Origin of the sequence: Actinomycetospora sp. NBC_00405, from assembly GCF_036044095.1 — a bacterium.
Classification (GTDB): domain Bacteria; phylum Actinomycetota; class Actinomycetes; order Mycobacteriales; family Pseudonocardiaceae; genus Actinomycetospora; species Actinomycetospora callitridis.
On sequence record NZ_CP107938.1, the window covers coordinates 3364503 to 3385879 of the forward strand.

The window sequence follows — 21377 nt, forward strand, 5'->3', positions numbered from 1 at the left end:
TCCGGTGACCGAACGTCCGAACCGCTCGGTGGTGGTCATCCGTTGGTGTGGGCAGGGGACGGGCCTGGTCCATCGGCGCTCCCCCGGTCCGTCCGGACGGTCGAGCTGCAGGGGGACGCGGCATGGGGGTGTCGCGCCGGACGCTGCTCGGCGGCGCGGTCGCGCTCACCGGTGCGGCGGTCGCGCTCCGTGCGCCCTGGGTCGCCGACGCCACGGCACCGGCGGCCACGGCGTCCCCCTTCACGCTCGGTGTGGCGTCCGGGGATCCGACGCCCGACGGGGTCGTGCTCTGGACGCGCCTCGCCCCCGACCCGCTCGCCCCCGACGGCCTCGGCGGCATGCCGTCGCGGCCGGTGCTCGTGGAGTGGGAGGTCGCGGCGGACGCGGGCTTCCGGGCGCCGCTCGCGCGGGGCAGCGCGGTGGCGCGCGCGGAGGACGCCCACGCCGTGCACGTCGAGGTCGCCGGCCTGCGCCCGGCGGCCGAGCACTTCTACCGGTTCCGGGTGGGCACCGAGATCAGCCCGGCCGGGCGGGCCCGGACCGCTCCCGCGCCCGGCGCACGGGTCGACCGCTTCGCGTTCGCGATCGCGAGCTGCCAGAGCCGCCCCGACGGCTACTACAACGCCCACGCGGCGATCGCGCGCGACGACCTCGACCTCGTCGCCTGGCTCGGTGACTACATCTACGAGAGCGCCGCGGCCGGCGTCCCCGGCCGCGCCCACCTCCCGGCCCGCGAGGCCGTCTCCCTCGCCGACTACCGCCTGCGCCACGGGCAGTACCGCACCGACCCCGACCTGCAGGCCGCCCACGCCGCCGCCCCGTGGGCCGTGACGATCGACGACCACGACGTGGAGAACAACTGGGCCGGCGACGTCTCGCAGGTCGACGACGAGCCCGACGACGACCCGGCGGTGTTCCGGGCCCGGCGCGCCGACGCCTACCGGGCGTTCTGGGAGCACATGCCGCTGCGCCGGGCCCAGCGCCCGCAGGGCCCGGACATGCGGATGCACCGGCGGCTGACCTTCGGCGACCTCCTCGACCTGCACCTGCTCGACACCCGCCGATACCGCAGTGACCAGGACCCGAAGCGCCCCCGCGACCGGGCCCGCACGATGCTCGGCGCCGAGCAGCGCGCGTGGCTGACCACAGCCCTCGCCGGCCCGACCGCGCGCTGGAACGCGTTGGGCCAGCAGGTCTTCTTCTCCCCGCGCGACCTCACCGCCGGGCCGGCGACCGGGCTCGACGAGGACTCCTGGGACGACTGCGCCGCCGAGCGCGACGCCCTGCGCGACCACCTCGTCGCGGCCCGCACGCCCAACCCCGTGATCCTCACCGGCGACGTCCACGCCGCCCACGCCTGCGACGTGCGCGCGGACTTCGCCGACCCGTCGTCGCGCGTCGTGGCCACCGAGCTCGTCACCACCTCGATCAGCTCCGGCGGGAGCGGCAGCGCGCGCGGGGCGGGCGACGCCGCGCTGCTCGCCGAGAACCCCCACATCCGCTTCGTCGACCGCCGGCGGGGCTACGTGCGCAACGTCGTCACGCCCCGCGAGTGGCGGGCGGACTTCCGGGTGGTCGACACCGTGTCCACCCGCGGCGCCCCGGCCCGCACGGCGACGAGCGTCGTCATCCCCGACGGCGACCCCGGCGCCCGGGCCTGACCGCCCGCGGCTGGCCGCCGCCCCTCCGGTGGGGCACGGTGGCAGCGCGACCGCGCGCCACCCCGGGAGGCCCACCGATGATCTTCGCTCCGTCCGCGCTGTCGCCGGAGGAGGAGGCGCTGCGCGAGGAGGTGCGCAGCTTCCTCGCCGGGATCCTGCCCGCCGACTTCCGCCCCGGCCTGGGGCTCGGCGGCCGCCACGACCCGGGGTTCACGCGTGCGCTCGCGGCGCAGGGGTGGGTCGGCATGTCCATCCCGGTCTCCTACGGCGGCGCCGGCGCGAGCACCGTGCGGCGCTTCGTGGTGGTCGAGGAGCTCCTGGCCGCGGGCGCGCCGATCGCCGCGCACTGGATCGCCGAGCGCCAGACCGCGCCCGCCCTGCTGCGCTTCGGCACCGAGGAGCAGCGCCGCTGGTTCCTGCCCCGCATCGCGGCCGGCGAGTGCTGGTTCTCCCTCGGCATGAGCGAGCCCGACGCCGGCTCGGACCTCGCGTCGGTGCGCACGACGGCGACGCGCGTCGACGGGGGCTGGCGGGTCACGGGCACCAAGGTCTGGACCACCAACGCGCACCTCAACCACTTCGCGGTGGTGCTCTGCCGCACGACCCCGGAGGCGGAGGCCGGTGACCGCCACGCGGGCCTCTCACAGCTGATCGTCGACCTCGGCACAGACGGCGTCCGCGTCTCGCCGATCCCGCTCATCGACGGCGAGGAGCACGTCAACGAGGTGGTGCTCGACGGCGTGTTCGTCCCCGACGAGCGTGTCCTCGGCGAGGTCGGGAAGGGCTGGGCGCAGGTGACCGCCGAGCTCGCCCACGAGCGCTCCGGGCCCGACCGCTACCTCTCGGTGCTCGGTCTGTACCGGGCGTTCCTCGAGGTCCACGGCGACGACGTCGACGACACGAGAGCCGCCGCGATCGGGCGGGTCGGCGCGCAGATGTGGACGATCCGCCAGCTCTCGCTCGCCGTCGCGCGGTCGCTGGAGCAGGGCGAGGCGCCGGCGGTCGAGGCCGCGCTGGTCAAGGACGTCGGCACCACGTTCGAGCAGCAGGTGGTCGAGACCCTGCGCGACGCCGCGGGCGGGGAGATCGATCCGGAGGGTCCGACGATGTTCGAGCGGCTGCTGGCCGAGTGCGTGCTCAACGCCCCGACGTGGACGCTGCGCGGCGGCACCACCGAGGTGCTGCGCGGGATCGCGGCCAAGGCGCTCACGCGATGACGGCGCTCAGCGACGTCACGGCCGTGCGCGAGGCCGTCGCCGACGTGCTCGCCGACCGGTGCACCCCCGCCGTGCTCGAGGACGCCGAGCGCGACGGCTGGGCTCCCGGGGTGTGGGACCCCCTGCACGCCGGCGGCTTCACCACCGTCGGGGTGCCCGAGGACGCGGGCGGCGCCGGCGGATCGGTGGCCGAGGCATGCGCGATCCTCGAGGAGGTCGGCGCGGCCGCCGCCCCCGTGCCGCTCGCCGAGACGGGCCTGCTCGCCGGCCGCCTGCTGGCGCACGCGGCCCTCGCGCTGCCCGACGGGCCGCTGACCACGGGCGCCGGCCCCGTCGCCCTGCGGCACGGGGCGCTCGTGGGACGCCTGGAGCGGGTGGCGTGGGCGCGGCGGGCCCACCGGATCGTCCTGCTCGCCGACGACCCCGCCGGCTCCCTCGTCGTCGCCGTCGTCGACCCGGCCGCGGCGTCGATCACGCCCGGCCCCAACCTCGCCGGCGAGCCCCGCGACGCCGTGCACCTCGACGGCGTCGTCCCCGAGACCCTCGCGCCGGCCCCGCCCGACGCCCGCGAGGCGCTCGCCCGGCGCGGGGCGCTGGCCCGCGCGGCCCTGATCGCCGGCGCGGCGCACCGCGTCCGCGACCTGACCGTCGCCTACACCGGCGAGCGCGTGCAGTTCGGGCGCCCGGTGTCGCGGTTCCCGGCGGTCGCCGACCACCTCGTCCGCCTCGCCGAGCAGGCCGAGATGGCGGCGATGGCCGCCCGCGCGGCCGCGATGGGCGCCGGCGAGCACGGGGAGCCCGCCGCGCCGGACGCGGCCGCCGCGTCCGCCGTCGCGTCGGAGGCCGCCGGGCTCGTGGCCGCCGCGGCCCACCAGGCGACCGGCGCCATGGGCGTGACCCGCGAGTTCGCCCTCGGCGTCCTCACCCGGCGGCTGTGGTCGTGGCGCGACGAGTGGGGTGGTGAGCGGGTGTGGGCCACCCGCCTGGGCCGCACGCTCGCGGCCGGGGGCCCGGACGCGCTGTGGCCGACGCTGTCGCGCGGGGTCGGCACGTCCGGCTGATCGTGTGAGCGCGCCCACGGCCCGCAGAGCCGGAGCGCGGGTACCCGCCGGAATGGACGTCACGGTGTTCGGCGCGACCGGCAAGATCGGCCACCTCGTCGTGGAGCAGCTGCTCGAGGCCGGTCACCACGTCCGCGCGCTGGTGCGCTCGCCCGGGAAGCTCACGGTGGAGGACGACCACCTCGAGGTGATCGTCGCCGAGCTGGACGACGCCCCCGCGATCCGCAAGGCCGTCGACGGCGCCGACGCGGTGATCAGCGCCCTCGGCCCGGCCATCGACCCGTTCCTGCGCAGCGGTCCGCTCACCGAGGCGATGCGGACGATCGTGGCCGCGATGCACGAGAGCGATGTCCGTCGCCTCGTCGCCCTCGCGACCGTCAGCGTCCCCGACCCCCGCGACCGCCCGGGCCTGATCGACCGGCTCGTGCCCGTCGGGATCGGCCTGCTCATCCCCGGCGCGCTGCGCGAGATCCAGGGGATCAGCGAGGTCGTCACCACCTCCGAGCTGGACTGGACACTCGCCCGGATCACGGCGCCCATCGACATCCCGACCAACGGCACGCTGCGCGCCGGATTCCTCGGCGGCGACGTCGGGGCGCCGATGGCACGCACCGACGTCGCGGCGTTCCTCGTCGACCAGCTCACCGACGACCGCTTCGTCGGCGCGTCACCGGCCATCAGCAATTAGGAGCGGCACGTACCGCTCCTCGGCGGTCAGCGATCCGTGCTGGCCCGGCAGGCGCGAGAGCAGGGGCTCCTCCTCCGTGCGCACGACCGCGGCCGTGCCCCGCAGGGCGACCACGGCGTCCGGCACCCGGGCCCGCAGCGCGTCGTCGAGCGGCCCGAACCAGTCCTGCTCGATCGCCTCGGCGCCGGAGCGGATCCACGCGTCGTCGCCGAGTACCCCGCGCCACGCCGCGAGGACGTCGTCGGCGGCGCCGGGGCGGGCGTAGACGAGGCGGGCGCGGGGGTCGCCGCCGACGAGGGCGACGCCGGCGAGCAGGCCCGGGTCGGTGTCGGCGTCGTGCTTGCGGTCGACGGTGACCATCCCGTGGTCCGCGGTCACGGCGAGCGCCGCGTCGGCGGGGAGCTCCGCGACGAGCTGCTCGACGAGGTGGTCGAGCTGGCGCAGCTGGAACCGCCAGGCGAGCGACCCCGGGCCGTGGAGGTGCCCGAGCTGGTCGAGGTCCGCGTGGTACCCGTACACGAGTTGGCGCCCGGGACGGCCCAGGGCCTCGATCATCTCGGCGGCGAGGTCGCCGAGCGCCCCGACGCCCCGGTAGTCCGCGCCGCGCAGGGCCGAGCGGGTCAGCCCGGACCCGCGGAAGGCCCGGTACGAGACGACGGTGGCCCCGACGTCCTGCGCGGCGGCCCGCTCGAACACCGTGGGGTGCGGCTGCACGACCTCGGGCACGAGCTGCTCGCGCACGTCCTGTCCGTCGGCGGTCCAGGTCAGCGGGTCGAGCAGGAGGTCGTCGACCCGGAACCGGACGCCGAGGGTGCCGTGGGCGCCCGGCGGGAGCCCGGTGCCGAGGGTCGTCAGGCTGATCGGGGTGCTGGACGGGAAGCCGACCGGCAGCGGGCCGTGCTCCGCCATCGCCGCGAGGAACGGGGCGTCGCGCGCGTGCTCGCGCAGCTGGGCGTGCCCGAGCCCGTCGATGAGCAGCAGCCCCACCGCGCGCGCCTCGGGCAGCGCCAGCCCGGGCACGGCGGGGCCGGCGCCGAGCCCGGCGAGCAGGGCCGGCATGACGTCGTGCAGGCCCGGCGCCGCCGGGTCCGGGAGCGCCGGCCCGTCGCTCACCGGTCGTCCGACGACGCCCCGGGGACCACCCGGGCCTCGAGCCGCGCCCAGGTCTCGCTCCACTCCGCCATGGGCACGAGCAGGCGCTGGAGCACCTGGAGCTGCTGGTCGAAGGCGACGAGCTGGCTCTGCATGGCGGCGACGGCGTCACGCTGGGCCTGCAGCGCCGTACGGATCGCCCCGAGCTGCGCGGCGGACATCGCGCCCGGGTGGGTGGCGATGTCGGGCAGGGCGGGCAGATCGCCCAGCGGGTTCGCCGCGCCCGCGGCCCGCACGACGTTGTCCGCCATCCCGCGCAATCCGGAGATGAGGCCCCAGAGGGGGTTCTGACCGCCGGTGGGCTCCTCGCTCATGAGCACGTTCTACCCGCTCGGGGTCGACCACCTCGCCGGGGACGCTTCGGTTTCGAAGCATGTGCCCCGGACGGTGACGGGGTCAGCCGCGCGTGCCGAGGAACGCGTCGAGGATGCGGTCGGCGGCCAGCGCCGGGGTCAGCTCGCCGACCTGGACCTCGCGCTCGAGCTCGCTGCGCATGTCCTTGACCTCGGGATGGTCCTTCAGGCGCCCGAGCACGCGGTCGCGGACCATCTGCCATGTCCAGTCGACCTGCTGGCGGGCGCGCTTCTCGGCGAGGCCGCCCTCGCCTTCGAGGTGCTCCTGGTGGCGCACCAGCGCGGACCAGACGTCGTCGAGACCCGTGCGCTCGGCGGCGCTGCAGGTCAGGACCGGGACCTCCCAGGTCTCGCTGCCATCTCCGGATTCCTGGCCACCGCGGAGCATCGCCAGCGCCTGCTCGAGCTCCCGGGCCGCACGCTTCGCCTCGCGGGCGTGGGGACCGTCGGCCTTGTTCACCGCGATCACGTCGGCGATCTCGAGGATGCCGCGCTTGATGCCCTGCAGGGAGTCGCCGGTGCGGGCGAGGGTGAGGAAGAGGAACGAGTCGACCATCTGCGCGACGGTCGTCTCGGACTGCCCGACGCCGACCGTCTCGACGATGACGACGTCGTAGCCCGCCGCCTCCATCACGACCATCGTCTCGCGCGTCGCCTTCGCGACCCCGCCGAGCGTCCCGGCGGTGGGCGACGGGCGGATGAACGCGTCGTCGTCGGTGGCCAGCTCGTTCATCCGCGTCTTGTCGCCGAGGATCGAGCCGCCGGAGCGGGTCGAGGACGGATCGACGGCCAACACCGCCACCTTCGACCCCGCGGCGGTGAGCGACGACCCGAGCGCGCCGATGAACGTCGACTTCCCGACGCCGGGCACCCCCGAGATGCCGATCCTCCGCGCCCCGCTGGCGTGCGGCAGCAGCTCGACGAGCAGCTCCTGCGCGGCCTCGCGGTGGTCGGGGCGCGTCGACTCGACGAGCGTGATCGCTCGGCCGATCCAGAGCCGCGAGCCGGACCGGACGCCCTCGACGTACTTGTCCAGGTCCATCAGGACGTGCTGTGCCCCAGCCGCTGCGACAGGGTCTCCAGCAGCTGCGTCGCCGCCTCGGCGATCACCGTGCCCGGGCCGAAGATCGCCGCGGCGCCCTTGTCGAGCAGCTCCTGGTGGTCGCCCGGCGGGATGACACCGCCGGCGACGATCAGGATCTCCCCGGCGCCGGCCTCGGCGAGCTCGTCGCGGAGCGCGGGCACCAGCGAGAGGTGCCCGGCGGCGAGCGACGAGACGCCGACGACGTGCACGTCGGACTCGACGGCCTGGCGCGCGACCTCGCCCGGCGTCTGGAACAGCGGGCCCACGTCGACGTCGAAGCCGAGGTCGGCGAACGCGGTGGCGATGACCTTCTGCCCGCGGTCGTGCCCGTCCTGGCCCATCTTCGCGACGAGGATGCGGGGCCGGCGGCCCTCGGCCTCCTCGAACGCCTGCGCGGCCTGCCGGGCCCCCTCGACGGCGGAGTTCTCGCCCACCTCGTCACGGTAGACCCCGGAGATCGTCCGGACGTCCGAGCGGTGCCGGCCGTAGACCTCCTCGAGCGCGTCGGAGATCTCCCCGACGCTCGCCTTGGCCCGGGCGGCGTCGATGGCGAGCTTGAGGAGGTTGCCCTCCAGTCCGCTGTCCCGGGTGCCCTCGGAGGCGGCCCGGGCGGCGTTGGTCAGCTGCTCGAGCGCCGAGCGCACGGCGTCGTCGTCGCGGTCCTCGCGCAGCTGCTTGAGCCGCTCGACCTGCTGGCGCAGCACGTCGGCGTTGTCGACCTTGAGGACGTCGACGTCCTCGCCCGAGGTCAGCGGGTACTTGTTCACGCCGATCAGCGGCTGGCGCCCGGAGTCGATGCGCGCCTGGGTGCGGGCCGCGGCCTCCTCGATGCGCATCTTCGGCAGGCCCTCGTCGATCGCCTGCGCCATGCCGCCGGTGGACTCAACCTCCTGGATGTGGGCCCACGCCCGCTGCGCGAGCTCCTGGGTCAGCCGCTCGACGTAGGCCGAGCCGCCCCACGGGTCGACGGTGCGCGTCGTCCCGGACTCCTGCTGCAGCAGCAGCTGGGTGTTGCGGGCGATGCGCGCGGAGAAGTCGGTGGGCAGCGCGAGCGCCTCGTCGAGCGCGTTCGTGTGCAGCGACTGGGTGTGCCCCTGCGTCGCCGCCATCGCCTCGACGCAGGTGCGGACGACGTTGTTGTAGACGTCCTGGGCGGTGAGCGACCAGCCGCTGGTCTGGCTGTGCGTGCGCAGGGAGAGCGACTTGGGGTTCGTCGCGCCGAACGACGCCACGAGCTTCGCCCAGAGCAGCCGCGCGGCCCGGAGCTTGGCGATCTCCATGAAGTAGTTCATGCCGATGCCCCAGAAGAAGGACAGCCTCGGCGCGAACTCGTCCACCGTCAGCCCGGAATCACGACCGGCCCGCAGGTACTCCACCCCGTCGGCCAGCGTGTAGGCCAGCTCCAGGTCGGCCGAAGCTCCGGCCTCCTGGATGTGGTAGCCGGAGATGGAGATCGAGTTGAACTTCGGCATCTTCTCCGAGGTGAAGCTGAAGATGTCCGAGATGATCTGCATCGACGGCTTCGGCGGGTAGATGTAGGTGTTGCGGACCATGAACTCCTTGAGGATGTCGTTCTGGATGGTCCCGGCGAGCTGGTCCGTCGACACCCCCTGCTCCTCGGCCGCGGCGACGTAGAGCGCCATCACCGGGAGCACGGCCCCGTTCATGGTCATCGACACCGACATGCGGTCCAGCGGGATGCCGTCGAAGAGCTGGCGCATGTCGAGGATCGAGTCGATCGACACCCCGGCCATGCCGACGTCACCGGAGACGCGGGGGTTGTCGGAGTCGTAGCCGCGGTGCGTCGGCAGGTCGAACGCGACCGACAGGCCCTTCTGCCCGGCCGCGAGGTTGCGCCGGTAGAACGCGTTGGACTCCGCGGCCGTCGAGAACCCGGCGTACTGGCGCACCGTCCAGGGCTGCGTCACGTACATCGTCGGGTACGGCCCGCGCAGGTAGGGCGTGATACCCGGGTAGGTGCGCAGGAAGTCGAGGCCCTCGAGGTCGGCGTCGGTGTAGAGCGGCTTGACCCCGATGCCCTCGGGGGTCTCCCACACCAGGTCCTCGGAGCCCTTGCCGGTCGACGCCTCGAGCGCGGCCTCCCAGTCGCCGGAGGCGGCCTCGGGCGTGCCGAGCTCGACGTCGCCGAAGTTCGGGATGCTCATCGCTGACCCTCCAGCTCGTCGAGCGTGTCACGCAGGACGGCGGCCGCGTCGCAGCCGGCGTGGAGCGTGCCGTCCACACCGTCGACGTCCTTCTTCCCCGCCAGCAGGATGCGCGTGGCACCCGCCTCGCGCAGGGCGGCCGCGACGTCGGCGGCGTACTGGTCGTAGTTCTTGTCCGACGACGCGATCACCGCGACCGGGGTGCCTGCCTCGCGGAAGGCGTTCGCGATCCCCGCGGTGTCCGTGCCGCCCGGCCCGTCGACGGTGACGATGCCGCCGGCGCCCATCAGGTTCTGGGTGAACGACACGCGCGCGGTGTACTCGGCGAGCTTCCCGATGGTCGCGAGGAAGACCGTGGGGCGCTCCTCGGCGGCGTCGGCGCGGTCCCGGAGCGTCTCGAAGACCTCGGCATAGCGACGCCGGGGCAGGCCGCCCTCGTGGTCGGTGTCGGGGCGCGGCGCACGGCGCGGGAGCTCCTCGTGGAGATTCGGGAACTCGCTGACGCCGGTGATCGGGTCCTTCCGGCGGGCGATGCGCGCCGCACGCTGCTGCCAGGTCGCGTCGAGGCGGGCGGCGAGGCTCCTGTCGTCGAGCACGGCCTCGATCCCGCCGTCGCGCTCGATGCGCGTGAACTCCTCCCACGCCGCGTGCGCGAGCGCGTCGGTGAGCGACTCGACGTACCAGGAGCCGCCGGCCGGGTCGATCACGTGCGCGAGGTGCGACTCCTCGAGCAGCAGCGCCTGGGTGTTGCGCGCGAGGCGGCGGGCGGCCTCGTCGGGACGTCCCAGCTCGCTGTCGAAGGGCAGCACCGTGACGGCCGCGGCGCCGCCGAGTCCCGCTCCGACGGCGGCGACGGTGCTGCGCAGCATGTTCACCCAGGGGTCGCGGCGGGTGATCATCGCGGGGCTCGTGACGGCGTGCTGGTGCATGGCGCGGGCGTGCTCCGCCGCGCCGCTGACCTCGCCGATGCGGTCCCAGCAGCGGCGCGCGGCCCGGAGCTTGGCGAGCGTCGCGAACTGGTCGGCGGTGGCGGCGAAGCGGAACTCCAGGCGGGCGAAGGCCTCGTCGGTGCTCAGGCCCGCCTCGGTGAGCGTGCGCAGGGCGGCGACCCCCGCCGCCAGCGCGGCCCCGAGCTCCTGGGCGTCGCTACCACCGGCGCGGTGGTAGGGCAGGCCGTCCGCGACGACGGTGCGCAGCTGCGGGTGGCTCGCGGCGGCCGTCCTCGCGTGCTCGACGAGGGCGTCGCGGTACTGCTGCTCGAGCGCGGGCCCGCCCTGCGTGCGGTCCAGCAGCGGGTCGTAGCCGAGCGAGCCGGGGATCGCGCCGGCCCCGGCCTGCTCGGCGAAGCGCAGCAGCGCGGCGGCGGCGTCCGGGGTGTCGCGGCCGGCCTCGAGGGCGATCGGGGCGAGGTCGACGAACACGCCCTCGAGCAGCCCGTCGAGCGCCGCGACCGGCGGGCCGCCGGCGTCGCCGAGCACGAGCCAGAGCGACGAGACGCCGTTCTCCAGCTCGGCCATGAGGACGTCGTGGGCCTCGGCGACCTCGGCGTCGGGGGGGAACGCGTGCCGCTGGCGCACGAGCCACCCGTCCGCGACCTGGCCCTCGGGGCGGGCGCCGCGCACGAACGGCGAGAGCCCGGGGACGCCGGTGTCGACGCCCGGGGCGTCCTCGGCGGCGTAGAGCCCGGCGATCGTGATGCCGTCGTCGGTCACCGTGGCCAGCGCGGCCTCGGCCTCCTCGGGCGACACCTCGCGGCCCGACTTCGCCAGCACGCCGGCCACGAGCTCCTGCCACTGCGCGCGCGTCGGGTCGTCGAACTCGGCCGCCAGCGTCAGTTCCTCGGGCGCCTCGTCCAGCTCTGTCCCACCTGAGGTCATGACCCGGGATCGTAGAACCGTCAGCCCCGACCGGTTCTCCACCGTGCGACAGACCACCCTCGGGGCTGCGCCCTCGTGAGTGCTTGACCGTGTCAGAACACGGGGTCACGCGCGCATGTGCACGCGCTCGCCCTGGCGCCCGAAGAGCGCGAGGACCTCGACCGGCCCTTCGCCGGTGGTGCCGAGCCAGTGCGGGCGGCGGGTGTCGACCTCGGTGGCCTCGCCCGGGCGCAGCACGAGGTCGTCGTCGCCGTTGATCACGCGGAGCCGGCCGGCGAGGACGTAGACCCACTCCCAGCCCTGGTGGACGGGGAGCTCGTCGGGCGGGGTGTTGCGGGCGGGCGAGAAGACGAACTTGTACGCCGCGGGCTGGCCGGGGCTGCGGGACAGGCGGTACATGACGGTGTCCTCGCTGCGCGAGACCGGCGCGTCGCGGGCCGGCGCGGCCTCGCGCAGCCCGACGAGCTCGTCGAGCCCGGTGCCGTAGACGGTCGCCAGCGGCAGCAGCAGCTCGAGCGTGGCCCGCCGGCCGCCGGTCTCGAGCCGGGAGAGGGTGCTCACCGAGATCCCGGTGCGCTCGCCCAGCTCGGCGAGCCCCAGGCCCTCCCGCCGTCGCCGGGCCGCCAGCCGTGCGCCCAGCCCGTCGAGCACGTCGTCGGTCGTCATGTTTGCCATTCTGGCAAGAATCCTCGTCGCGCGGGGCGGCGCGGAGCAGGCTCGTGAGCATGAACGACGAACCACTCGACGCCCTCGTCCTCGGGGGTGGCGCGGCCGGGCTGTCCGGCGCGCTGACCCTCGCCCGCTCCCGCCGCTCGGTGCTCGTGCTCGACGCCGGCGAGCCCCGCAACGCCCCGGCCGCCGGGGTGCACGCCTTCCTCACCCGCGACGGCCTGCCGCCCGCCGAGCTCGTGCGTCTCGGCCGCGCGGAGGTGGAGTCCTACGGTGGCCGCGTGCGCCCCGGCACCGCCGTCGCCGCCCGGCGCGTCGGCGACCTGTTCGCCGTCGACACCGCCGACGGGGAGACGCTGCACGCGCGGCGCCTGCTCGTCGCGACCGGCCTGGTCGACGAGCTGCCCGACCTGCCCGGCGTGCACGAGCTCTGGGGCCGCGACGTGCTCCACTGCCCGTACTGCCACGGCTGGGAGGTGCGCGACCAGCCGCTGGCCGTGCTCGGCACCGGGCCGGGGAGCCTGCACCAGGTCAAGCTCTTCCGGCAGCTGACCGCCGACCTCGTCTACCTGCGCCACCACGCCCCGCAGCCCACCGCCGAGGAGGCCGAGGAGCTCGCCGCCCTCGGTATCCCCGTCGTCGACGAGGAGGTGACGGGCCTGGAGATCACCGACGACCGTCTCTCCGGCGTGCGCCTCGCGAGCGGACGCGTGCTGCCCCGCACCGCGCTGGCCCTCGCGCCGCGCTTCGTCGCGCGCAGTGCGGTGCTGGAGGACCTGGGCGTCCCCTTCGCCGACCACCCCTGGGGCGGGCGCTACGCCGCCGCCGAGGACGTCACGGGGCAGACCGTCGTGCCCGGCGTCTGGGTCGCGGGCAACGTCAGCGACCTGTCCGCCCAGGTCGTCGCCGCCGCGGCGGCCGGCACGCTCGCCGGCGCCCGCATCAACGCCGATCTCGTCGTCGAGGACACCGCCCGGGCCGTCGCCCGCCACCGCGAGGGAGCCGTCGCATGACCACCCACGAGCAGTACACCGCCGCGTTCTGGGACGAGCGCTACAGCGGCAGCGAGCAGATCTGGAGCGGCGCCCCGAACGCCGTCCTCGTCCAGGAGGTCGCCGACCTCGCACCCGGCACGGCGCTCGACGTCGGCAGCGGCGAGGGCGGTGACGCGATCTGGCTGGCGCAGCAGGGCTGGCGGGTCACCGCCGTCGACGTCTCGGAGGTCGCCCTCGGTCGGGTCGCCGCCCGTGCCGAGGCCGAGGGCGTCGCCGACCGGGTGACGACGATGCCGGTCGACCTCTTCAGCGAGGAGCTGCCGGGCTCCCACGACCTCGTCACCGCGCACTTCATGCAGCTCCCCGGCGCGGTGCGGCCCCGCCTCTACCGCGCGATCGCCCGTGCCGTGGGCCCGGGCGGCACGCTGCTGCTCGTCGGCCACGACCCGGAGGGCATGCCTCCCGAGGCGGCACACGACCACCCGCACGACATGTTCGCCACCGCCGAGGAGCTGGTCACCGAGCTCGGCGACGCCCTCGACGGCTGGACGGTCGAGGTGGCCGAGCGCCGCGGTCGCGACGCGGTCCAGCCCGACGGGCGCCCGCGGTTCCTCTACGACGCCGTCCTGCGGGTCCGGCGCCCTCGGTGAGCGACGCCCGACGAGTGCCTCTCCAGTCCGATCTCTCGAGAGTGTCAGCAGCGTTGGCGGCCGGGACGGCGATCCGAGAACACTGACGGCACTGCCGGGAGATCGAACTGGCGAGGTCGGGCGAGCGCCTTCGGGCCGTCGGGGGCGGAGGTCCGCTCGGGTCGAGCCATGACCTCCCGCCGAGACGCTTCGAAAACCGAAGCATTGCGGCGGAGGTCGCGGGGTCAGGGGAGCAGGGAGTCGCCGCCGTCCCCGCCGTCGCTGTCGCCGCTGCTCTCCTCGTCGGACGACGACGACGCCGAGGACTCGGTCTCGGCCGCGGGCTCCGGCTCCGGCTCGGGCTCCTGGTCCTCGGACGACGACTCGGTCTCGGCGCTCGTGTCCTGCTCATCGGTGTCGTCCTCGGGCGGCGCCTCCCGGGTGCCGGCGAACTCGACGTCCGGCGCAGCCGCCGCGGCGTCCGGGGTCTCCTCGGCGGCCTGCTGACGGTCCGGGGTGTCCGGGCCGGCCGGGGCGTCCGGACGCTCGGCCTCGAGCTCCCGGATACGGGCCTCGATGGCGGCAGGGTCCTCGCCGCTGCCCCGCGCGCGGGCGAGCTCGGCCAGCTGGTCCTGCAGCTCGCGGTCGATCTCGTTCAGGGGCCTGCCCGGCGGCTCGGTGGTGCCGTCGTCGGGGTCGGTCGGCTGCGGCGGCTCCTCGCCCTCGGCGTCCTCGGGGTGTAGCGGCCGTTGGGGTCGGCGTCGCCGTCCGGGTTCTCCTGCGGGTGGTAGCCGCAGGGGTTCTCGACCGGGTCCCAGCCGTGCGGGTTGTCACGCGGGTGGTACTGCCAGGGATCGCCCTGGGGGTCCCACCAGTCGCCGGGCTGCCAGTGGTCGGGCAGGCCTGGAGGTGCTCGGGGCACCAGTAGGCCGCCTCCGACACCTCCGGCTCGGGATCCGTCGCGGCGACGCCGGCCTCGCTGCTCATGGGTCGGTCCCTTCGACGCGGAAGCGGGAGGCGGCCGGGCCGCGCTCGGACGAGCTTCCGTCAAGCCGAAGAAGAGGTCATGAGTAGCCCGCTACTCAGACATGGTCGCCCCTGCTCAGAGGCGCGCCTTCTGCACCTTGCCCATGGCGTTGCGGGGCAGGGCATCGACGACGCGGACCTCGCGCGGGCGCTTGTGGGCCGACAGGCGCTCGGCGACGAAGGCGATGACCTCCTCGGGGTCCACCGGGTCGCCGGCGAGCACGACGTGGGCGACGATCCGCTGACCGAGGTCGTCGTCGGGCTCGCCGACCACCGCGGCCTCGCGGATGCCGTCGTGCTCGAGCAGGGCGGTCTCGATCTCGCCGGCACCGACCCGGTAACCACCGGTCTTGATGAGGTCGACCGACCGGCGACCGACGATCCGGTGGTAGCCACCGGCGTCGATCACCGCGGCGTCGCCGGTGCGGAACCAGCGGTCCTTCGTCCACGTCTCGGCCGTGGCCTCCGGCCGCCCGAGGTAGCCGGTGAAGAGGCCGGGCCCGCGGACCTGCAGCTCACCGATGGACTCGCCGTCGTGCGGGAGCAGCTCGCCGTCGGCCTCCTCGTCGGTGGACACGAGCCGGGTCTCGACGCCCGCCACGGGGACGCCCACCCACCCGGGGCGGCGCTCGCCGTCGGCCCGGACGGACAGGGTGATCATCGTTTCGCTCATGCCGTAGCGCTCGACGGGCGCCTGGCCGGTGAGCTCGCGCAGTTTCTCGAACACCGGGACGGGCAGGGGCGCGCTGCCGGAGACGAGCAGCCGCGCGGAGCGCAGCACCTCGGCGGCGGCCGGGTCGGCCGCGATCCGCGACCAGATCGTCGGCACCCCGAACAGCAGGGTCGCGCCGTGGTCGCGCACGGCGGAGGCGTAGAGGTCGGGGCGGGGCCGTCCGACGTGCACCAGCCGCGACCCGAGCCGCAGCGCGCCGAAGACGCCGAGGACCAGCCCGTGGACGTGGAACAGGGGCAGGCCGTGGGCGAGGGTGTCGTCGGCGGTCCACTCCCACGCGTCGGCGAGACCGTCGAGCCCCGCCGCCATCGCCGTCCGCGAGAGCAGCACGCCCTTGGGCGCGCCGGTGGTCCCCGACGTGTAGAGCACCAGGGCCGGGCCGTCGAGCGGGGCCTCGCGGGCGACGTCGCCGCTGCGGCGGCTCAGGTCGACCTTGCGCACCGGCAGGGTGACGTCGGTAGGCCGCTCCCCGATCCAGAGCGACGCCCCGGAGTCGGCCAGCAGGTGCGCGCGCTCACCGGATCCGACGTCCGGGGGCACCGGGACGACCGGGGTGCCGGCCAGCAGGCCGCCCACCATGGCGACGATCGCGTGCGCCGTCGGCTCGGCGAGCACCGCGACCGGGCCCTCGGCGGACCTGTCGACGATCTGGTCGGCGACCACCGAGGCCGCTCCGAGCAGCTCCGGGCCGGACATCGACGTGTCCCCGATGCGGATCGCCTCGGGGTCGTCGAGGCCTCCCTCGAGGAGCGCAGCCAGCAGCGTCATGGCGCCCATGATGGGCACCCGCGCGCGGCGGCGCGCGGCTACCCCTGGGCCAGGAGGCCGTCGACGATCACCCGCAGCTTCCACGAGGCGCGCGCGTCGCCCCCGCCGCCGGTCAGGAGGGGCCGCAGAGCCACGATCATCGGGAACTCCGCGGGGTCCAGGCCGGCGTGGACGGCGTCGTTGCGCGACCTGGCCCCGCGACCACCGCGACGCGTTCCTCTGAGCCCCGCTACCCGTCGCGACGCTGCATGCGCCACACGGTGATCCCGACACCGAGGACGAGGTAGACCAGCGCGCGCCCGGTGCTGGAGACGAGGCCGTCGAGCGGCAGCGGGTCGCGCAGGGCGTCGGTGCCGGCGCTCCAGCCGGAGGTCAGCAGCAGGGGCTGGAGCCACTCCAGCGAGGGGATCGCGGCGAGGACGCCGAAGACGATGAGCCCGCCGAGCACGGACGCCAGGACCACGAGCGGGTGCTCGGTGAAGGCCGAGACCGCGAGGGCCACGGCGGCCACGGCGAGGAGCTGGACGACGGTCCATGCGGCCACGAGCAGCACGCGCCCGAGGGCCTCGCCGAGCCCGAGCGTCGTGCCGGACAGCGTGATCATGGTGCCGCTCGGGCCACCGACGACGACGAGCCCGGTGAGCACACCGACGACGGCGACCAGCAGGACGGCCAGCACGGCGACGGTCACGACGCCGACCGCCTTCATCACGACGAGCCGGGTGCGCCCGACCGGCGCCAGGAGCAGCCCGCGCAGCGTGCCGTGCGACGCCTCGCCGGCCAGGGCATCGGCGGATGCCGTGGCGACGGTGAGGGGCAGCAGCAGGGTCAGGGCGAGCCCCATCGCGGCGATCGGCAGGACCAGGCCGTTGCCGGCCACCGCGGCGACCAGCCCGGGGCCGTCGCGGTCGCCGTCACCGGGCCCGCCGGTCAGGGCGATGCCGACGCCGATCGCGACGGGGACGAGGGCCAGGAGCCCGAGCAGCACGAGGGTGCGCGGGCGGCGCAGGACCCAGCGGACCTCGGCGGCCGCGAGCCGCCCGAGCGGGGCCGTGGTCCGGGTGGGGGTGCGCGTCTCGAGGGTCGTCACGCGTCCTCCTCGGTCAGGCGGGCGAAGAGCTCCTCGAGGTGGGCCCGGCGCCGGTGGACCTCCCACACCGCGACGCCCGCCGCGACCAGCGCGGCCACGACCTCCGGCGCCTCGAGCGGCCCGGGCGGCACCGCGACCCCGCCCTCGGCGCGGTACGAGGGTGCGCCGGCCTCGCGCAGGGCGAGGATCGCGTCGTCGACGTCGGGGGTGCTGACCACCAGGCCGCCGGTGTCCGCGTCGAGCAGCGTCTGCAGCTCGCCCGCCACCAGCAGCGTCCCGGTCTGGAGCACCGCGACGTGGCTGCACACCGCCTCGACCTCGGCGAGCAGGTGGGACGAGAGCAGCACCGTCGCCCCCGACTCGCGCAGCTCGGCGACGACCCGCCGGACGTCGCGGGTGCCCGCCGGGTCGAGCCCGTTGGTCGGCTCGTCGAGCACCACCAGGCGGCGCGGGACGAGCAGCGCCGCGGCGAGCCCGAGGCGCTGCTTCATGCCCAGCGAGTAGCCCCGGTAGCGCCGGCGCGCGGCGTCGGCGAGCCCGACGCGCTCCAGGGCCGCGTCCACCGGCTCGCGCAGGTCGCCGTCCAGGCGCGGCTCGGCGGCGGCGGCGCGCAGCAGGTTGTCGCGACCGGAGAGGAACGGGTGGAAGCCCGGCCCCTCGACGAGCGCCCCGACGTCCGGGAGCGCCGAGGCCAGGTCGTTGCCGCTGCGCCCGAGGAGCTCCACCGTCCCGGCGGTCGGGCGGGTCAGCCCGAGCAGCATCCGGATGAGGGTGGTCTTGCCCGAGCCGTTCGGGCCGAGCATCCCGAGCACGGCGCCGGCCGGGACGTCGAGGTCGACGTCGTCGATCGCGACCGTGTCGCCGAAGGTCTTGCGCAACCCACGGACCCGCGCAGCGACCGCGTCCGAGAAGGAGGCGGTCGCCGGCTGCTGGTCCGTCGGCGCGCTCGTCCCCGCCGTCACCGGGCCAGGGCCTCGGTGAGCACCTGCTGCGGCACCGCACCGGCCGCGATCCGACCGTCGTCGGTGACGATCACGGTGGCGACGGCGGTGGTGATCACGCGCCCGCTGCCCCACGGGCCGCTCACCGGCGTGCCGAGCGTGGACAGGTCCGGCGCACCCTCGGGGCGACCCTCAGGCTGCTGGCCGTCGGGCTGCTGGCCCGGCTGACCCTGCGGCGCCCGGCCCACGATCACGGTGTCCCAGCCGTCACCGACCCGCTGGCCCTGCCGGTCGCCCTCGGGGCGGTCCGGGCGGCCCTCGCCGGCCGGCGCGTCCTGGACGGTCGTGCCGGGCGGCGGGGTGAAGGTGAACAGCGACGGGTCCTGCGGCCCGTACGCGATCTCGGAGAAGCCGACCTGCAGGGCCGGCTCGCCCGAGCCCTGCGCGAGCACCGTGAGCTGCAGCGGCTGGCGGGTCTCGGCGTCGACGGCCACGCGCACCTCGCGCAGCAGCGTGCGCTCGGTGGGCAGCGGGGTCAGCACCAGCTGGTAGGCGGCCCGCCCGGCGACCTCGGCGGTGCCGTCGACGGCGACGGTGCTCGACTGCCGCAGCGTCGCGATGGCCTGCGTGGCGGCGGTGGTCGGGTCCTGGTTGTCGGGACGCTCCTGCCCGGGGCCCTCTCCGGCGGGCGCGCGGGTCGCGGTGCGGTCGCGCGAGTCGTACGACCAGCGCGTCGTCCCGTCCGAGACCAGCGTCCGCTCGCCGTCGGACGACGGGAGCGCGACGCGTCCGCGGCCCTCGCCGCCGGACCAGACGCGCACCGAGGACGTGCCGTTCGCGAGCTGCGGGACACCGGGGACGGCGGGCAGCCCGAGGGCGTTGTCGACCTCGACCTCGCCGGCGAACGGCTGCTGGTCGGCGGTCATCACCGAGGACACGAGGTCCTCGGGGCTCACCGGCGGCAGCACCGGCGCCGCCGACGCGCCCGCCGGGGCGACCACGAGACCCACACCGACGGCGCCCACGAGCACCGCACCCAACCCTGCCCCGACCCAGCGCCTGCGACCCATGACCCCATCGTGTCCGCCGGGTGCTGAGACTCCTCTCAGCGTCGGCGACGGGGAGGAGGCCTACCGTCGGTGCCGTGCCCCGGGTGCTGGTGGTCGACGACGAGCAGGGGGTGCGCGACGCCCTCGCCCGCGGGCTGGCCGCCGAGGGCATGGAGGTCCGGTCGGTCGCCGACGGCCACGCGGGCCTCCAGGAGGCGTCGACCGGCGCCTACGACGCCGTGGTCCTCGACATCATGCTGCCCGGGCTCTCGGGCTACCGGGTGCTCGAGGCGCTGCGGGCCGAGGGCGTCGCCACCCCGGTGCTGCTGCTCTCGGCGAAGGACGGCGAGGTCGACCAGGCCGACGGGCTCGACCTCGGGGCCGACGGCTACCTGGTCAAGCCGTTCTCGTTCGTCGTGCTCGTCGCTCAGCTGCGCGCGATGCTGCGCCGCTCGGGACCCGCGACCACGCGGGTGGTGCACGGCGCGCTGAGCCTCGACCCCGCGTCCCGGTCGGTGACGTGGGAGGGCCGCGACGTCGAGCTCTCGGCCCGCGAGTTCGCGGTGCTGCACGCGCTGGCGGTGCACCCCGACTCCGTGATGACGCGCGACGACCTGCTCGCCGCGGTGTGGGGCGGGGGCGGGTCGGCCAGCCGCAACGTCGTCGAGGTCTACGTCGGCTACCTGCGGCGCAAGCTCGCCGCGGTCGGCGCCGGGGAGCTCGTGCGCACCGAGCGCGGGCGGGGCTACCGGCTGGACGCCGGGTGACGTCCTGGTGGGCGCGCCGCTCGCTGCGGACGCGGATCACCCTGGTGGTCGGGATCGTCGCCGTCGTCGCGCTGCTCGCGGTGGGCCGGGTGGCCGGCGGGCTGCTGTTCTCGGCGCTGGTGGAGAGCGGCGACCAGACGCTCACTGAGCGCGCCGCCGCCGCGACGGGAGCGGTCGCCGGCGGGACGACGGTGCCGCCGGGCGTGCGGGTGGTGGACGCGGCGGGGTCGCCGGTCGACGGCCGCGGACCGCGCCCGGTGGATGCGGACGCGCTCTCCCGGCTCGCCGCCGGGCAGCCCGCGACCGTCGTCGACGGCCTGCTCGGGCCGCAGCGCTGGGTCGCCGTGGCGGTGCCGGCGCCGGACGGGTCGCCGCGCCTGGTCCTGGCGTCGCGGGACCTGGTCGGCGCCGCGAGCCTGTTCGCCGACGCCGCCCGCTGGCTCGCCGTGGCCGCCCTGCTCGGCGCGGTCGGGGTGGGCGTCGCGGCGTGGGTCGCGACGCGGGTGGCGCTGCGCCCGGTCGACCGGATGCGCGTGGCGGCCGCGGCGGTGGCGCCCGGGGAGCGCCTGCCGGTCCCGCCGTCGCGCGACGAGCTCGCCGCCCTCGCCGTCGAGATCAACGCGCTGCTGGCCCGCCGGGACGACGCGGTCGGGCGCCTCGAGCGCTTCACCAGCGAGGCCGCGCACGAGCTGCGCTCCCCCATCGCCGCCCTGCGCGCCCAGGCCGACGTCGCCGTGGCGCACCCGGAGCAGGCCTCGGACCAGGCCTCGGTGGACGAGACGTGGCGGTCGGTGGCGCGGGAGGCCGCGCGGCTCTCGGACCTGGTCGGCGACCTGCTGGCACTGGCGCGCGCGGACTCGGGCGAGCGGATGCCGGCGCGGCCGGTGGACCTCGTCGACGCGGTCGGCGAGGCGCTCGCGCGCCTGCCCGAGGAGCCCCTGGTCGCGATGACCCTGTGGGCCCCGATGCCCGTGACGGTCGCCGCGACGCCGGCCGAGGTCGCGATCGTGCTCGACAACGTGCTCGCCAACGCCCGGCGCCACGCCGCGACCGTGGTGCACGTGTCGGTGGTGCCGGCCGGGCGGTGGGTCCGCCTGCTGGTCGACGACGACGGGCCCGGCATCGCGCCCGCGGACCGCGACCGGGTGTTCGACCGCTTCACCCGCCTGGCCCCCGAGGCGGGCGAGGGCAGCGGGCTCGGCCTGGCGCTCGTCGCGCGCCTCGTCGCCGGGCGGGGCGGCACCACCCGCGCGACGACCTCGCCCGACGGCGGGACCCGGCTGGTCGTGCGCTGGCCGGTGGGCTGAGGGCTCGCGGGGCCCGGGGCCGAGCAGCGAGGGACGCCCTCGCTGCGTCCCATGCACTGAGGGACGCCCTCGCTCCCACGGACCCGGCGCGCTCCGGCCGTTGTCGGGGGTCGCGGGCAGGATGTGGGTGTCGCGCTTCCCCCGC

At 75.8% G+C, this 21377-nt stretch carries 19 protein-coding genes; 8 read left to right on the forward strand and 11 right to left on the reverse strand.

Annotated elements, in window-relative coordinates:
- The first annotated feature begins 122 nt into the window (after nt 1-122).
- From OG774_RS16520 to OG774_RS16535, 4 genes are all read left to right on the forward strand, one after another.
- Complete coding sequence (locus tag OG774_RS16520) at nt 123-1661, forward strand: alkaline phosphatase D family protein (protein WP_328302352.1); 1539 nt, start codon at nt 123-125, stop codon at nt 1659-1661.
- Nucleotides 1662-1738: 77 nt separating this feature from the next.
- A complete protein-coding gene (locus OG774_RS16525; protein ID WP_328302354.1) occupies nt 1739-2878 on the forward strand; it encodes an acyl-CoA dehydrogenase family protein in 1140 nt (379 codons plus the stop codon).
- Nucleotides 2875-3939: an acyl-CoA dehydrogenase family protein gene (locus tag OG774_RS16530; RefSeq protein ID WP_328302356.1), complete on the forward strand. Its 1065-nt coding sequence runs from the start codon at nt 2875-2877 to the stop codon at nt 3937-3939. The genes OG774_RS16525 and OG774_RS16530 overlap by 4 nt, the downstream gene beginning before the upstream one ends.
- A gap of 64 nt (nt 3940-4003) precedes the next feature.
- On the forward strand, nt 4004-4627 hold the full coding sequence (locus OG774_RS16535) for an NAD(P)-dependent oxidoreductase (RefSeq protein WP_328302358.1): 624 nt from the start codon (nt 4004-4006) through the stop codon (nt 4625-4627).
- On the opposite strand, the gene OG774_RS16540 is transcribed toward OG774_RS16535, so the two are convergent.
- The 6 genes from OG774_RS16540 to OG774_RS16565 all read right to left on the reverse strand — a co-directional run bounded on the left by OG774_RS16540 (nt 4607) and on the right by OG774_RS16565 (nt 11924).
- On the reverse strand, nt 4607-5740 hold the full coding sequence (locus tag OG774_RS16540) for an alkaline phosphatase family protein (RefSeq protein WP_328302360.1): 1134 nt from the start codon (nt 5738-5740) through the stop codon (nt 4607-4609). The genes OG774_RS16535 and OG774_RS16540 overlap by 21 nt on opposite strands.
- A complete protein-coding gene (locus OG774_RS16545; RefSeq protein ID WP_328302361.1) occupies nt 5737-6093 on the reverse strand; it encodes a hypothetical protein in 357 nt (118 codons plus the stop codon). The genes OG774_RS16540 and OG774_RS16545 overlap by 4 nt, the downstream gene beginning before the upstream one ends.
- Nucleotides 6094-6175: 82 nt before the next feature.
- On the reverse strand, nt 6176-7174 hold the full coding sequence (meaB, locus tag OG774_RS16550; RefSeq protein WP_328302363.1) for a methylmalonyl Co-A mutase-associated GTPase MeaB: 999 nt from the start codon (nt 7172-7174) through the stop codon (nt 6176-6178).
- Nucleotides 7174-9381 (reverse strand): methylmalonyl-CoA mutase, encoded by a 2208-nt coding sequence (gene scpA / locus OG774_RS16555; protein ID WP_328302365.1) that lies wholly within the window; start codon nt 9379-9381, stop codon nt 7174-7176. The genes meaB and scpA overlap by 1 nt, the downstream gene beginning before the upstream one ends.
- Nucleotides 9378-11258, reverse strand: coding sequence for a methylmalonyl-CoA mutase family protein (locus OG774_RS16560; protein WP_328302367.1), 1881 nt, complete (start codon nt 11256-11258; stop codon nt 9378-9380). The genes scpA and OG774_RS16560 overlap by 4 nt, the downstream gene beginning before the upstream one ends.
- Nucleotides 11259-11363: 105 nt before the next feature.
- Nucleotides 11364-11924: a helix-turn-helix transcriptional regulator gene (locus tag OG774_RS16565; RefSeq protein WP_328302369.1), complete on the reverse strand. Its 561-nt coding sequence runs from the start codon at nt 11922-11924 to the stop codon at nt 11364-11366.
- A 59-nt stretch (nt 11925-11983) separates the two neighbouring features.
- On the opposite strand from OG774_RS16565, the gene OG774_RS16570 reads away from it, so the two are divergent.
- Nucleotides 11984-12940 (forward strand): NAD(P)/FAD-dependent oxidoreductase, encoded by a 957-nt coding sequence (locus OG774_RS16570; RefSeq protein ID WP_328302371.1) that lies wholly within the window; start codon nt 11984-11986, stop codon nt 12938-12940.
- Complete coding sequence (locus tag OG774_RS16575; RefSeq protein WP_328302373.1) at nt 12937-13572, forward strand: SAM-dependent methyltransferase; 636 nt, start codon at nt 12937-12939, stop codon at nt 13570-13572. Before OG774_RS16570 ends, OG774_RS16575 begins: the two co-directional genes overlap by 4 nt.
- 634 nt (nt 13573-14206) lie before the next feature.
- On the opposite strand, the gene OG774_RS16580 is transcribed toward OG774_RS16575, so the two are convergent.
- From OG774_RS16580 to OG774_RS16600, 5 genes are all read right to left on the reverse strand, one after another.
- Nucleotides 14207-14473, reverse strand: coding sequence for a hypothetical protein (locus OG774_RS16580; protein WP_328302375.1), 267 nt, complete (start codon nt 14471-14473; stop codon nt 14207-14209).
- A gap of 180 nt (nt 14474-14653) precedes the next feature.
- A complete protein-coding gene (locus OG774_RS16585; protein ID WP_328302377.1) occupies nt 14654-16078 on the reverse strand; it encodes an acyl-CoA synthetase in 1425 nt (474 codons plus the stop codon).
- A 229-nt stretch (nt 16079-16307) separates the two neighbouring features.
- Entirely contained in the window at nt 16308-17168 is an 861-nt protein-coding gene (locus OG774_RS16590; RefSeq protein WP_328302379.1) for an ABC transporter permease subunit, read from the reverse strand.
- Nucleotides 17165-18130 carry an ABC transporter ATP-binding protein gene (locus OG774_RS16595; protein WP_328302381.1) on the reverse strand — a complete coding sequence of 322 codons (966 nt, stop codon included), beginning with the start codon at nt 18128-18130 and terminating at the stop codon, nt 17165-17167. Before OG774_RS16595 ends, OG774_RS16590 begins: the two co-directional genes overlap by 4 nt.
- Nucleotides 18127-19179 (reverse strand): LolA family protein, encoded by a 1053-nt coding sequence (locus tag OG774_RS16600; protein WP_328302383.1) that lies wholly within the window; start codon nt 19177-19179, stop codon nt 18127-18129. The genes OG774_RS16595 and OG774_RS16600 overlap by 4 nt, the downstream gene beginning before the upstream one ends.
- 83 nt (nt 19180-19262) lie before the next feature.
- Between OG774_RS16600 and OG774_RS16605 the strand changes: the two genes are divergently transcribed.
- Together OG774_RS16605 and OG774_RS16610 are read left to right on the forward strand one after the other, a co-directional pair.
- The gene (locus tag OG774_RS16605; RefSeq protein WP_328310990.1) at nt 19263-19925 is read left to right on the forward strand and encodes a response regulator transcription factor; all 663 of its coding nucleotides are present in this window, start codon (nt 19263-19265) and stop codon (nt 19923-19925) included.
- Nucleotides 19922-21232 carry a sensor histidine kinase gene (locus tag OG774_RS16610; protein ID WP_328302385.1) on the forward strand — a complete coding sequence of 437 codons (1311 nt, stop codon included), beginning with the start codon at nt 19922-19924 and terminating at the stop codon, nt 21230-21232. Before OG774_RS16605 ends, OG774_RS16610 begins: the two co-directional genes overlap by 4 nt.
- The last annotated feature ends 145 nt before the right edge of the window (nt 21233-21377 follow it).